Below are 15,322 nucleotides of genomic sequence, written 5' to 3' on the forward strand. Positions count from 1 at the left end.
ATAATGGTGGCTATGAGAAAAATGACTATGAGGAGCTGAGTGGTTATACAGGAGAAGGAACAGAGCTTGTTCTGCCTTCCAGCATTGAAGACACAGTAATGAGTGGTGTTGCTTCGCTGGCATTTAAGGATAATACAAAGATTACTTCTGTTGAAGTTCCGGAAGGAATGCGCTATATTGACGTTTCAGCATTTGAGGGCTGCACCGGTCTGAAAAAAATAACACTTCCGGATTCGCTGACCTGGATCGGAGGATATGCGTTCTCAGGATGTACCAGTCTGGAAACTGTGGTTTTCGGTAATCAGGCAGTAGAAATTGAAGGATCTGCATTCAGAGATTGTGTAGCCCTGAGAGATGTGGAGCTGCCTGCCAGTGAAAATTATCTTTGGGATTCTGCTTTCTGTGGGGCAGGAGCCGGGGGATACATACATATAGGAGATGGTTCAACAGTAAAAGGCTGTTGCTTCATGGACTCCGGATTTGAAGAAGCTGTCTTTGGAAAGGAATGTATTTTTGAAGGATTCGGAACCTTTTCCGGATCAAAAATCAAAAAGATCACATTGGGTGAAGGAATAACGGAATTACCGTCAACGTTTGCTTCTTTCTGCGATAATCTGGAACAGGTAGATATGCCGGAAAGTCTGACGAAAATACCGGATGACTGTTTTTCGGCAAGTCCAAAGATGGAAAAAGAACAGTAGATCTGTCAGATGTGTTCAATCAAAAAGGGAAGAACATATGGAAAAAGTATCAAAAGCTACATCATTCTCAACAATACTGATCGGGATATATATGGTGATTTTCTCCTGTTTGGAAATCGGGGCGATATTATTTTGCAAGATAGCAGGAGATGCCACTATGACAGGGGTTAATATAACTGCAATGACCGGCGGAAGCGATGACTACATAAGTGGATATTTGATCGTTCCACGCATTTTGGGAACCGTATTCAGTGGCATGGCTGAAATAACGGTTTTAATATTGGCGGCAGTGTTATTTATAGTATTGCTTATTTTTCTTGCAGTACTGATCATATCCTGCATATTGATCAAAAAAAGAAAACTGAAAGCAGATGCGTGGATGAAAATAATTATATTTTCAATCCTCACCGGCATGTCAGCATTTCTTATTCAGAGTTCAGTGCTTGCGGTGCTGCTGGCAGTGCCGGTTGTGCTGGGTGCATATGTACTTACAAAATAATGAAATGATGATTAAAAGGAACTTTGTGTTGAAAACAGCATGGAGTTCCTTTTTTTTGCAGGAAAACTATCCGTGAATTTGAGTACTGAGTAAAGTAAAAGTGCATAAAACAGAGAGATGAAATTTGTATATAAAGCTGATTTTGTGTTATATGCAAGCAGGTAATTAGTCAAATCATCGTTATATGGTATCATAAAAATAATACACATTTAAAGGAGAACAGACATATGAAAAAACGAATAATATCCATGCTGTTGGCTGGTATGATGGTTTTAAACAGTGCTGTTGTTTATGCAGACACTGATATAATAAGTGATGACATAACATATGCAGAGGAATTGGAAAGCGACAGTGAAAACGGAGTGGCTGTTCAGAATGAGGGCGAAATAGCATTCACAGACGGGGACTCAGATGAAGTTGATATTACGGAGGAGAATCCAGAAGCTGTATCTTCACAAGGCGAAACAGATGAAAATGAGGAAATACAATTTGCAGAAGAAGCAGATGATATTTTTTCAGAAAATAAAGTGGCAGTTCAGGACGTTGGAACAACCACAGCCAGTGGCACACTTGCTACAGGTGTAATCTGGTCACTTTCTGAGAATGGAAATCTGCAGTTCAGCGGTTCAGGGGCAATCGAGAAGGATGATGGTCAGGACAACTATCCGTGGGATATGACACAGGTTGTCACAGTAACGATTCAGAGCGGTATTACCGGAATCGGAAGCGGAGCTTTTGCAGATGGGACGAAACTTACGAAAGTTTTCATCAGTGCGGACAGTTTGCGGACAGTCAGTGCAGATGCATTTAAAAACTGTTCAAATGCGGGGGTAAACCTTTATTATTCCGGAAATGCACCGACAGCAATTCCCGCATTTACCGGGACATCAAAAGTATATACCAGTGTTTATTATAAGGACAATGATCCGACATGGACGGATGAGTACAGGGCAGCATATGCCAACACACAATGGGTTGCGTGCTGTCAAGTAAATGGAGTGACTGCAAAGGTAGATCATATTTATGTACGGGACAGTGGTGAGATTATGATCCAGACAGATGGAAACAATTATCCTACACCGGAAAATATGGCATATTATGATGTGACCTGTTCTGAATGCGGAAATAAAGACCGTGAATATAATGACTGCATTCACTGCATCGATGCGACAGATCTGCAGTCCGATCATCCGTACAATACAGAGACATCGACAGACTGGACAGTATCCATGGAAGGTGCAGAAGAAATCATCCTGACCTTTGATGAAAAAACAAAGTTTGAAACAAACTATGATGACTTCTTCTATATTTATAAAGAAGACGGAGAACTGTATCAGAAGTTTATCAATGATCAGCTTGCAGGAAAGACCGTGATCGTACCGGGAAGCTCCGTGACATTGAGACTGACGACAGACTACAGCACAGATGACTGGGGATTTGCAGTCACAAAAGCATATGGAACTACACATGAGTGGGACGCGGGTGTAATCACAAAACCGGCAGAGCGAGATCAGACAGGAATTCTGGTGCGAACCTGTCAGAAATGCGGTGAAGTGGTAGAAGAAGTAATACCGGCACCGTATATTGTATGCGGTGATGATGGCAATATTTTCTGGGGAATCACACCGGATCATGTACTGGAACTGTCTATAGGAACAGGCAGTGGTAAAGGAAGGGATTATTCCTATAAAGCAGCACTGGATGGGCATCAAATAACAACAGCACCGTGGGGAGAGTATGAAGGAATCATTGAAGGGTTACGTGTCAAAAAAGGAATCTCGACTATTATGCCCTATTCTTTTTATGGATTAACGAAACTGAAATGGGCAGAGATTGAGGACAGTGTTATAAGTATAAGTTATGATGCGTTTGAGTATTGTACGGCATTAAAACGTGTAAAGTTATCTGAAAATCTAACAAATATAGACGGTGGGGTATTTGGATATTGTAGTGCATTAGAGGAAATCAGTTTACCCGAAAGTATAACCACAATAGGCTGGGCGGCATTCGAGTCTTGTACATCCTTGAAAAGCATTAATATTCCGAAAAATTTGAATAAATGTGCAGAAACTACTTTTGGGGGGTGTACAAACCTACGGGCATTATATATTGAGGATCTGTCACAGTGGCTGAATATGGAAGAATGGCCGTCGTTCAGCTTAGCTACGTTTGGTGATATAAAGGGCATTGATTACTATATTGGCGGCGAAGCTCTGGAAAATCTGGTAATTCCGGAGAATATTACCCGTATCAGGAAATATGCGTTTGTTCATGGGCACAATATTAAAACAGTGACTTTCCATGAGAATGTAGAGTATATTGATTAGGAGGCTTTTTCGAATTGTGTAAATCTTGAATTGACAAATGACAAGCTGCCCAATTATTTAAAAAGTATAGGAAGAGAAGCATTTCAAAATTGTAGAAAAATTTCCAAGGTAGGAATTCCATCCAGCGTTGAAAATATTGGAGATTTTGCGTTTGCGCACTGTAGTGGTTTGAAACAGTGTATATTTGCAGAAGACATACAGATAGATAAAATTTCGAGCTCTATGTTTTATGGATGCGAAAATTTAGAGAAGATTGAGATTCCAACAAGTGTGACAAGTATAGAAGCAGGAGCATTTCAAAATTGTAAGAGCTTAGAGAAAATCTGTATTCCGAAAAATGTAAAGTCTATTGGAGGTATGATATTTGAAGGGTGCACTAATATAAAAGAAGTTGAATTTGAAGAAGGAAGTAAGTTAACAACTATTAAGGCGGATGCTTTTGTTGGATGTGGAATTAAAAATATTCAAATTCCTGCCGGAGTGATAAGTATAGGCGATCGGGCACTGGCAAACTTAAATCTTGTTGATATAACATTTCTGGGAGACTTTGGAGATTTTAGTTCTATGTTTGATATGGGTGAGTACCATACCAGAACTATTACTTATTATGCATGTAACAACACTTGGACTTCATCTGAAGCGCAGGGATGTTTCAATAGACTGTCAAACACTACTCCAAACCCAATTCACATGTCCAGGGACTACACTGTAATCACCAAAGCGACCTGCACCACAGACGGAGAGAAATCTTTTACCTGTGATAACTGTGGAAAGGCTTTTACAGATGTGATTCCGGCAACCGGACATAAGCTGACATCGAAAGAACACAAAGATGCAACCTGTATTGAAAAAGGATATGATATTCAGGTCTGCAGTGTCTGCAAGGAAGAATTTAAAACAGAACTGGATATAGATCCGAATGCCCATCAGTATGGTGAAGGTAAAGTAATCGAACCAAATTGTTCAAGAGAAGGTTATACACTTTATACATGTGCACTCTGTGGAAATACAAAACGTGAAGGTTATAAACCAAGTACAGATCACGCTTATGAGGATATCGTTGTACCGGCAACCTGTCAGATGCAGGGCTATACACGACATCAGTGTAAAAACTGTGGCTATTCCTATGATGATACATGGACAGAACCTCTTGAACATGATTATGAGGCAACCGTAACAAAACCAACATGTACAGAACGTGGCTACACTTATTACAGCTGTAAGAACTGCGGCTATTCCTACAGAGATAATTTTGTAGGAGCGCTGGGCCATAAGTATACGAAAGAAGTGATTAAACCTACCTGTATTGACGAAGGATATACCAGAAATACCTGTAGTACCTGCGGTCTTACTTATAATTCAAACTACCGTGAGGCGACCGGTCATGATTATGAATCTGTTGTAACACCTCCGACCTGTACCGAAAGAGGATATACAACTTATACATGTAAAAATGAAAACTGTGACAATGTAATTGTTTCAGATTACCGCAGTGCGCTGGGACACAGTTATGAAGCTGTAACTACAGATTCTACCTGCACAGAGAAGGGATTTACTACATACACCTGTGTAACCTGTGGAAATAGTTATACGGGGGATGAGACAGATCTGGCACCGCACAAATGGGATAAAGGAACGATCACTAAACAACCGACCTATCTGGAGAAGGGACTCAAGGCGTTCAAATGCCTGAACTGTGAAGAAACATATACCGAAGATATTCCGGCATTAGTTCAGACGGATCTCAGTGATTGTACGATCACACTTTCCTATCGCAAAACCGTTTATAACGGTAAGGAAAAGACTCCGGAAGTAGTCGTAAAAAATCACAACGGAACAGTAGGTAAAACGGAATATAGCGTTACATATGCAAAAAATATAAATGCTGGAAATGCAGAAGTTATTGTGAATGCAAAACCGGGAAATGTCAGTATCACAGGAGAAACGACAATACCGTTTACTATTGCAAAAGCAAAACAGAATATCACAGCTGAGACAGAATCAGAATCTGTTCATGTAAATACAGAAGAACCGGTTACTGTAAATGGATTGGGCGAAGTAAGTATTGTATCGGAAAACGAGGAGATTGCAGTAGTTACTGAAGAAAAGATGATTCGCGGAAAGAAAAAGGGAACTGCTTATTTGAAAATATCAGCAGCAGGTGACGATAACCACGAGGCAGCAGAGACAAAGATTCAGATTTCGGTAAATGAAGATCATGTATTAAAAATCACAGATACTGTATTGTCTACATGTTGTGAACAGGGAAGTGTAACTTCTGTCTGCGAACTTTGTGGAAAGACATTTGTTGAGAAAAAAGCCCTGGATCTGGTAAACGGTCATGCTTATAAAGTAACGTCAACAGTCCCGCCACAGTGCGAAAAAGCAGGATACACAACTTATACCTGCTCCAGGTGTGGAGATGAGTATACAGATCATTATCGTGAAGCAACAGGTCATGATTACGATATCCAGATAACAGAGCCAACCTGTACGGAAAGAGGACACAAAAACTATACCTGTAAGAAATGCGGTAAAACAAAAACTGAAGATTTTAAAGAGGCAACCGGGCACGATTACGTGTCTGTTGTAACGGCTCCGACCTGCACAGAAAAGGGATATACAACATACAGTTGTACGAAATGTGATTATGTGGTGACAGATGATTACAGGGAACCGTTGCAGCATAATTATAAGAAAACAGTGACGCCGTCCAGCTGCACGAAGAAGGGATTTACAACGTATACCTGTACACGTTGTAAGAGCAGTTTCAGCGGGGATGAAACGGATCTGACACCACACAAATGGGATGAAGGTACAGTTACAGAACCGACTTATCTGAAATCAGGAAAAAAGGAATTTAAATGTCTGGATTGTAATGAAACATATACCGAAGAAATTTCGGCTTTGGGACAGACAGAACTTAAAGATTGCTCGATTACACTCGCTTATCAGCAGACGGTATACGATGGTAAGGAAAAGGCACCGGAAGTCATTGTGAAGAATGATAATGGAGTTGTAAGCAAAGATAATTATACAGTTTCTTATGTGAATAACACAAACGCAGGAGAAGCAACAGTAACAATAACTGCTAAAGAAGGTGATGTCTGTATCACAGGAGAAGCGGAAAAGACGTTTACTATTTCAAAGAAAAAACAATCCGTTTCTGCTGTATGCACAGTTGAAAGAATTCATGTCAATACAGAAGCAGAGGTATTGGTGGAGAATGGAATTGGTCAGGTTCTCCTTACAACAGAGGATGAAGAGCTCGTTGAAATCCAAAATTCTCATATCACCGGTAAAAAAGCCGGCCTTGCACTGATTAATGTGTCGGTTTCCGGTGATGATAATCATGAACCAGCCAGCAGCACAGTGGCAGTCTGGGTGGAAGATAATCATATTATCAGCCATGTTGTGGAAAGCAGAGAGACATTGGAAAATGGTGACATTCAATATGATGATGTACAGAAATGTACTCTTTGTAAACTGGAAATAAAGAGAGAACACAAGATACTTAAGAACATAAATTCAGAAGAATGTGAAATTCGTTTTTCTTCATCTGTATATGTCTTTGATGGAAACGAGGTGAAGCCTGAAGTTTCGGTATCCATGGCGGGCAAAACACTGACAGAGGGAAATGATTATCGTCTGGAATATCAGGATAATGACCGTATCGGAGAGGCAACCGTTTCGGTTATCGGTATTGGTCAATATACAAATGCCAAAAAGGCGTCATTCCGAATCATCGAAAAACCGAAGCAGCCGGTGCTTCGGGCTGTTGAATATAACAATTTCTCAACTGTTTTAACCTGGAATGAAGTGGAAAATGCTGAGGGATATTATGTATACAGAAAGGTTTCAAATGGAAGCTGGAGTAAGGTTGGAACGACAGAAAGTTTATCTTTTGAGGATAAAACAACAAAACCAGGAATGACATACACCTATACGGTCAGTGCATACATTGATCTGGCAGAGGGAAGTTATGATGAGAAGGGACTTACTGTCAGTTATTTGAATACACCGGCGATTTCTACGATATCTAATGCAGCCAGTGGTATAAACATTACATGGAAACGCGTGGATGGTGCAGTAAAATATCGTGTATTCAGGAAAAAAGGAACAGAGAGCTGGACACGTATTGCGGATACAGGGTCAACAAACTATACGGATCGCAGTGCAGCAAGTGGAACAACCTATGCATATACAGTGAGATGTATCAAAGCAGATGGAAAGTTTGCCAGTGATTATGACAAAAATGGAAAATCACTGATAAGACTTTCAACGGGAAATGTTAAGTCAATTGCAAATGCTGCAAAAGGCATGCGACTGACCTGGACCAAAATTAATGGAGCACAGGGATATATTATCTACAGAGCATACGGAAGTGGGGCATATAAGGCAATCAAGACGATTACCAGTGGAACGACGCTTAATTATACCGATACCTCAGCTACTGTAAATGGTGGAAAATACAGTTATGCAGTTTGTGGATACAGAGGAAGCGTAAAAGGCGCATACACTGGAAAATCATATTACTGCCTTACTCAAAACCGTATTTCATCGGTAACAAACAGCGCAGCAGGAAGGGCAACTGTGGCATGGAGCCAGAATGCAAAAGCAACTGGATATCAGGTGAACTACAAAACCGGCAACACACAAAAAACAGTAACGGTCAAATCTTACAAAACATTGAGAACTGTACTGAGTTCTCTGAAAAGGAGGGCAACTTATTCAGTAAAAGTACGTTCCTACAAAACAATTTCCAAAGTAAATTATTACTCTGAATGGAGCGCAGCAAAAAATATCAGAATAAACAAATAAATATATCTGATATGAAACAGAAGCAGACATAATAAAAAGGATGGAATGATATAATATGGTGTCATTCCATCCTTTTTATAGTTTATAAATATAATGAATATGTATCAGATTGCATCCAGTGCCTGGGCGATATCTGCGATCAGGTCATTCTTATCTTCAAGACCACAGGAGATACGGATCAGTCCGGCCGGGATTCCGGCAGCAGCGAGCTGTTCGTCATTCATCTGTCTGTGGGTGGAAGTTGCCGGGTTCAGGCAGCAGGTTCTTGCGTCTGCTACATGTGTCTCAATGGCAGCAAGTTTCAGGTTTTTCATGAATTTTTCTGCAGCAGCACGTCCGCCCTTTAATTCAAAGGACACGACACCGCAGCCGCCGTTTGGCATATATTTCTTAGCAATTTCATAGTACTTGTTGGATGGAAGTGTCGGGTAGTTAACGAATTCCACTTTATCATGTTTTTCAAGGAATTCAGCAATGGCCTGTCCGTTTTCTACGTGGCGTGGCATACGCACATGAAGAGATTCCAGACCGAGGTTAAGGATAAAAGCACTCTGTGGAGACTGCGCACATCCGAGATCTCTCATAAGCTGAGAAGTACATTTGGTGATAAAAGCACCCTCTTTGCCGAATTTTTCTGCATAGGTAATTCCATGATAGGAATCATCCGGTGTGCAGAGCCCCGGGAATTTGTCTGCGTGAGCCATCCAGTCAAATTTGCCGGCATCAATGATCGCACCACCGAGTGCAGCGCCGTGACCGTCCATATATTTTGTCGTGGAATGAGTAACAATATCAGCACCCCATTCGATCGGACGTAAATTTACCGGTGTCGGGAAGGTGTTGTCCACAATAAGCGGCACGCCATGTGCGTGTGCAGCTTTTGCAAATTTTTCGATATCAAGGACAGTCAGTGCCGGGTTGGCGATAGATTCACCAAAAACGGCTTTTGTGTTGTCTTTGAAAGCAGCATTTAATTCCTCCTCGGTGCAGTCCGGATCAACAAAAGTGACATCGACGCCCATTTTTTTCATGGTGACATCAAGAAGGTTGTATGTACCACCGTAAATAGAAGAGGAAGAAACGATGTGACTGCCTGCTTCGCAGATATTAAAAATGGCGAAGAAGTTTGCTGCCTGCCCGGAAGAAGTCAGCATTCCGGCAGTACCGCCTTCCAGGGCGGTGATTTTGGCAGCGACATAGTCATTTGTCGGATTCTGAAGTCTGGAATAAAAATAGCCGGATGCCTCAAGATCAAACAGTTTGCCCATATCTTCACTTGTATCATATTTGTAAGTGGTTGACTGATAGATCGGAATCTGTCTTGGTTCCCCATTCCCCGGAGTATAACCGGCCTGTACGCATTTTGTATTAATTGAATAGTCCATAATTTACCCGCCTTTATATAATATTAGTTTACTTCCATGTTATACCCTTTTATATTGCATGTAAAGAAAAAATACATACTTAATCGGTATGACTACTGAAAAAACTATATAAGAGTGAACTGCGACTGAGAGAATACGGGTGTGTGTTTAATTGTTGGTGGCATATGATACGTAAAAATGGTAATATTGTACAAGAAATTATAATTCAGGATAAATAAAATGGAGATACAGGTCATGACAGAGAAAAACGACACAAGTATGTTAACTGAAAAATATATTTTTAGAAATATTCGTCAGGAGGAAATTGCACAGACTTCAGAGATTGAGAAAATCTGTTTTCCTCCGAACGAAGCATGTTCTTATGAGCATATGGAAGAACGTGTGAAAAAAGCACCGGAGCTTTTTCTTGTAGCAGAAGATCGTGCTACAGGAAAGATTGCAGGATTTCTTAACGGACTTGCCACAGACAGAGAACATCTGACGGATGACTTTTTTACAGATGCAGAAATACATGATCCAAAGGGTAAGAATATTATGCTTCTGGGACTGGATGTACTTCCGAAATATCAACATCAGGGGCTGGCGAGAGAACTGGTGCGCTGCTATAAAGAACGCGAAAAAGTAAACGGCAGAGAGAAACTGATCCTGACGTGCCTGCCGGATAAAGTAGAAATGTATCAGAAATTTGGTTTCAAAGATCATGGTATTGGCGATTCTGTCTGGGGCGGTGAGGCATGGCATGAGATGAGTGTGGAACTGTGGGGTTGAATTTACCCCCATTTGATATTATAATCAAAGAGATTGAGAATGAATCCTGACACAACGGGAATATTTAATTTTAAGGAGGAATCTGATTATGATTACCTGGAACAATCTGGATACTCTTGAATCATACAAAGAGCTTTCCAATGTAAAAAAAGTAAACCTTGCAGAAGTGATGACCGGCGAGAACGGTGCAGAACGTGTGAAGAATTACAGTGTACCGATGGCTGCAGGTCTTGCATATAACTACGCTGCAAAACAGGTAGATGATGATGTACTGGAAGCTCTTAAGAAACTGGCAAAAGAAGCTCAGCTTACCGAGAAATATGCAGCACTCTATAATGGCGAAGTAATCAATACAGGTGAAAAGCGTCTTGTTCTTCATCAGTTGACACGTGGACAGCTTGGGGATAACGTTGTAGCTGATGGTGCTGACAAACGTGCTTTTTATGTGGAACAGCAGCAGAAGATTGCTGATTTTGCAAACAAAGTACATGCAGGTGAGATCACAAACGCAGAAGGAGAGAAATTCACAACTGTTGTTCAGATCGGTATCGGCGGAAGTGACCTTGGTCCTCGTGCAATGTATCTTGCACTTGAAAACTGGGCAAAGAAAAACGACAAATTCAAAATGGAAGCCAAATTCATCAGCAATGTAGATCCGGACGACGCAGCAGCAGTTCTGAATTCCATTGATGTTGCACATTCCATTTTCGTACTGGTATCAAAATCAGGTACAACTCTTGAAACACTGACAAACGAATCTTTTGTAAAAGACGCCCTCAAGAAAGCCGGTCTGGATGCATCCAGACATATGATCGCCGTTACAAGTGAGACTTCTCCTCTTGCAAAGAGTGATGATTATCTTGCAGCATTCTTTATGGATGATTATATCGGCGGACGTTATTCTTCTACATCTGCTGTTGGTGGTGCTGTATTATCTCTGGCATTCGGACCGGAAGTATTTGCACAGTTCCTGGAAGGTGCAGCAGAAGAAGACAGACTTGCAAAGAATGAAGATGTAATGCAGAACCCGGCTATGCTGGATGCCCTCATCGGTGTATACGAGAGAAATATCCTCGGATATCCAAGCACGGCAGTACTTCCGTATTCACAGGCTTTGAGTCGTTTCCCGGCACATTTACAGCAGCTTGATATGGAATCCAACGGAAAATCTGTCAACCGTTTCGGTGAGCCTGTAGATTATGTGACAGGACCGGTTATCTTCGGTGAACCTGGAACAAACGGACAGCATTCCTTCTATCAGCTTCTTCATCAGGGAACTGACATCGTACCTCTTCAGTTCATCGGATTTAAGAACAATCAGATGGGTACAGATGTAGTGATCCAGGACAGCACAAGCCAGCAGAAACTCTGTGCAAACGTAGCAGCTCAGATCGTTGCATTTGCATGCGGTAAAGCAGATGACAACCGCAACAAGAACTTCGAAGGCGGACGTCCGTCCAGCATCATCATCGGCGAGCAGGTAAATCCGGCAAGCCTCGGTGCACTTCTTGCTCACTTCGAAAACAAAGTTATGTTCCAGGGATTCCTGTGGAACTTAAACAGCTTCGATCAGGAAGGTGTACAGCTTGGTAAAGTCCTTGCAAAACGTGTCCTTGCACACGAAACAGACGGCGCACTGAAAGTATTCAGCGACCTTCTGAACATCTGATTTTGAATTAGATCAATTATGAAATAATACAGGCCCTTCACTTGCAGATGATACTCTGCAGGTGAGAGGCCTTGTTTAGTTTATTAAATTCTATTTTCGCTCCACGATATGATAATAAGATTTTGCAGTCATGATGTAGATCAGACCGTATACCAGAGCAAAAATCAGTACTGTTCCGGCAGTACAGCCGATGAACAGTTTTGTGTTTGTCATGCCAAAGAGCAGGAGCATCCGGCGGATCAGTGGAAATGCCATTGAGATATGAAGCAGTGCCATGAGAAGAGGAAGAAAAAATACCATCAGGATCTGGCGGCGGATTGAACTTCTGACTTCCCGGTGATTCAATCCTACTTTCTGCATGATTTCAAATCGGTTCTGATCTTCGTATCCTTCTGAAATCTGTTTGTAGTAGATGATCATGGCAGTTCCCAAGAGGAAAAGAGAACCGAGGAATATTCCAATGAACAGAAGAGAACCGTTGTCTGCATAGTAGGAATCATATTCCTGCGCACGTATTCCGGAAGTGATCCAGGAGGTAGCAGACAGTTGTCCATTATCTTTCAGAGTCTTTATTGCATCCAGCACCGGTGTACCATAGGCGATTTTGGTTGAATCAGAACCGGTGATGTCCAGACCGAGATGAACAGTCAGATCCTGTCCGGCAGGAGATGCGGAGGTATCTTTATACATTTCTGTACGCATCTCGTCAAATTTTTCAAAATCAGAATCAGTGACGACAAATACAGCATTACCATAGACAATATCCTGTCCACAGGTCAGAGGAGAATCCGTCAGCCATTTTTTTACAGAAAAGACGGAATCATTGACAGTGAGAGAATCTGATTTTTCAGAAATGTTGGAAGCCCACGCAAGAATCTTACCATCCTGTAATGCAGGATCTGTTCCGGTCAGTTTTTCATATTCTGACTGACGTACAAGGGAGAGCGTCAGTACGGAAGCAGAATCGCGTAATGTATTTTGTTCTGCAATCTGAATCTGCCCGTGATCGAAATGACTGATGATCGTGAGATAGATTTCTTCTGCTTTTTTATCTACAGGAACAGCATTATCGGAAATTGTTTTTTCAAAAGCATCTATGGCAGTCTGACATTCTTCTTCGCTGATACCGGTAATGGAAAGATCCGTATCGTATGGATAACGGTTTACCATAATATCATTCATGCCAAAGTAAATGGAGACCGTCATGGAGATCATCAACAGAACGCCGGTACTTAAAATACAGATGCTTGCCAGACCGACCGCATTCTGTTTCATACGGTAAAGCATGCCGGAGATGCTGATAAAATTGCTGGTTTTGTAGTAAAATTTTTTTCTGCGGCGAAGAAATTTCAGAATCACAATACTGCCTGCAGTAAAGAGCAGATAAGTTCCTGCCATAACAAGAATTACCGCAAGAAGAAAAATGGAAATTGCACTGATTGGAGACTCTGTTGTGATGGCAAGGTAATAACCGATGCCAAGGCAGACAAAGCCGATCAGAGCCATAATCCATTTTGCTTTAGGTTCTTTTTCACCGGTATTGTTGCCGTGAAGTAGTTCGACGGGACGGTTCAGGCGGATTTTGGCAAGATTTAAGAACAGAATCAGTAAAAAAATTCCGCCGAACATCACCATACAGATAACAATTCCCTTTAATGAGACATAAAATCCAAGTACAGCGGGAATATGAAGCAGTCGAAGCAGAAGGAGGAGCGCAAGTTTGCTGCCAAGAATTCCGGCTGCGATTCCGGCTGTGAGGGAGATCACGGTTGTGATAATTGTTTCCAGCAGCATAACAATGCCGATATGTGTTTTTTCCAGACCGAGAACATTGTAAAGTCCGATTTCTTTCTGCCTTCGTTTCATCAGGAAACTGTTGCTGTAGATCAAAAAGATCACACAGAAGATAATAACAATGATTTCTCCGGTGGAAAGTATCATGCGGACTTCGGCAGCATGGCGGACGGCCTGATCAAGTGTCGGGCAGTCACGAAGGAATTCCACCATATAGATCATGGCGATGCAGAAGATGCAGGTGATCATGTAAGGAATGTAGGTACTTTTATTGTTGCGGATATTCTGGATGGCCAGTTTTGAAAAAATTCCTTTACGCATGATATTCACCGCCCGTCGTCAGTATAGTAAGTGTGTCGGCAATCATCTGATACATTTCCTGACGGGATTTACTGCCTTTGTAGATCTGATGAAAAACTTCTCCGTCTTTAATAAAAAGTACTCTGGATGCGTGACTTGCTGCCTGTGCACTGTGTGTGACCATCAGAATGGTCTGTCCCTCCTCGTTGATCTCGCCAAACATGGAAAGAAGTGCAGATGCAGCACGGGAGTCGAGTGCGCCGGTCGGTTCATCAGCAAGAACCAGTTTCGGGTTTGTGATCAGTGCTCTTGCAACAGCTGCACGTTGTTTCTGGCCGCCGGAAACTTCATATGGAAATTTGTCCAGAAGCTCTGTAATTCCAAGTGTTTTTGCAATCGGTCGGATCTTCTGCTCCATTTCGCGGTAATCCTCTCCGGCAAGTACGAGTGGGAGATAAATGTTGTCGCGTAAGGAAAAAGTGTCCAGAAGATTAAAATCCTGAAAAACAAAACCGAGATTTTTTCTTCGGAAAGCGGAGATTTCTTTTTCTGTAAGGTGGACGATGTTTTTTCCTTCGAGAAGAACTTCTCCTGATGTCGGACGGTCGAGAGATGCAAGGATGTTGAGCAGTGTGGTTTTTCCGGAACCGGATTCGCCCATGATCGCGACGAACTCACCTTCTTCTACAGAAAAAGTGACATTGGAAAGTGCCTGCACTTTGTTTCCGCCAAAGCGGGTGCTGTATATTTTTTTGATATTTGTTACTTCAAGTAAAGCCATAACCGGGGCTCCTTTCTTTTGATTGATGAGACCAGTATAGAAATTTTTCCCGGCTTCTGCCATCGAAGCAGGTTACAATATACGAAAAAACCTTACATTTCTGTAAGGTGATTTCAAAAAAGTTATTTGATGAAGTGTAACTATTCAGAAGGTAGTATCCCGCGAGGTGTTTTGGCATGTTTTTGCCAAAATCCCGAGACATATAAGGCAAAATGCCATCACCGAAGGTGATTTGGAATGCATTTTGACTCGTAACTGTGAGGGTACTGAACAGTTA

General features: G+C 41.7%; 7 protein-coding genes and 1 pseudogene. 5 read left to right on the forward strand and 3 right to left on the reverse strand.

What is annotated here, in order from left to right; genetic code table 11:
- Positions 1 to 98: 98 nt before the first annotated feature.
- The 3 genes and pseudogenes from DWW86_RS12585 to DWW86_RS12600 all read left to right on the forward strand — a co-directional run bounded on the left by DWW86_RS12585 (position 99) and on the right by DWW86_RS12600 (position 8,348).
- Positions 99 to 701, forward strand: a complete 603-nt coding sequence (locus DWW86_RS12585; RefSeq protein ID WP_117943507.1) for a leucine-rich repeat domain-containing protein — start codon at positions 99 to 101, stop codon at positions 699 to 701.
- A gap of 37 nt (positions 702 to 738) precedes the next feature.
- The gene (locus tag DWW86_RS12590; RefSeq protein WP_147338113.1) at positions 739 to 1,200 is read left to right on the forward strand and encodes a hypothetical protein; all 462 of its coding nucleotides are present in this window, start codon (positions 739 to 741) and stop codon (positions 1,198 to 1,200) included.
- Between the two features lie 674 nt (positions 1,201 to 1,874).
- Positions 1,875 to 8,348 (forward strand): annotated as a pseudogene (locus tag DWW86_RS12600) (leucine-rich repeat protein).
- Between the two features lie 104 nt (positions 8,349 to 8,452).
- Here the strand turns inward: DWW86_RS12600 and DWW86_RS12605 are convergent.
- The gene (locus DWW86_RS12605) at positions 8,453 to 9,733 is read right to left on the reverse strand and encodes an O-acetylhomoserine aminocarboxypropyltransferase/cysteine synthase family protein (RefSeq protein ID WP_117943515.1); all 1,281 of its coding nucleotides are present in this window, start codon (positions 9,731 to 9,733) and stop codon (positions 8,453 to 8,455) included.
- A 234-nt stretch (positions 9,734 to 9,967) separates the two neighbouring features.
- Between DWW86_RS12605 and DWW86_RS12610 the strand changes: the two genes are divergently transcribed.
- On the forward strand, positions 9,968 to 10,501 hold the full coding sequence (locus DWW86_RS12610; RefSeq protein ID WP_117943517.1) for a GNAT family N-acetyltransferase: 534 nt from the start codon (positions 9,968 to 9,970) through the stop codon (positions 10,499 to 10,501).
- Between the two features lie 88 nt (positions 10,502 to 10,589).
- Positions 10,590 to 12,170: a glucose-6-phosphate isomerase gene (locus DWW86_RS12615; protein WP_117943519.1), complete on the forward strand. Its 1,581-nt coding sequence runs from the start codon at positions 10,590 to 10,592 to the stop codon at positions 12,168 to 12,170.
- A gap of 90 nt (positions 12,171 to 12,260) precedes the next feature.
- Here DWW86_RS12615 and DWW86_RS12620 read toward each other — a convergent pair whose 3' ends face one another.
- Positions 12,261 to 14,285, reverse strand: a complete 2,025-nt coding sequence (locus DWW86_RS12620; protein ID WP_117943521.1) for an FtsX-like permease family protein — start codon at positions 14,283 to 14,285, stop codon at positions 12,261 to 12,263.
- Positions 14,278 to 15,045: an ABC transporter ATP-binding protein gene (locus tag DWW86_RS12625; protein WP_072522384.1), complete on the reverse strand. Its 768-nt coding sequence runs from the start codon at positions 15,043 to 15,045 to the stop codon at positions 14,278 to 14,280. The genes DWW86_RS12620 and DWW86_RS12625 overlap by 8 nt, the downstream gene beginning before the upstream one ends.
- Positions 15,046 to 15,322: the final 277 nt, after the last annotated feature.

This window comes from Ruminococcus sp. AF17-22AC, assembly GCF_003460065.1.
Taxonomy (GTDB): domain Bacteria; phylum Bacillota; class Clostridia; order Lachnospirales; family Lachnospiraceae; genus Blautia_A.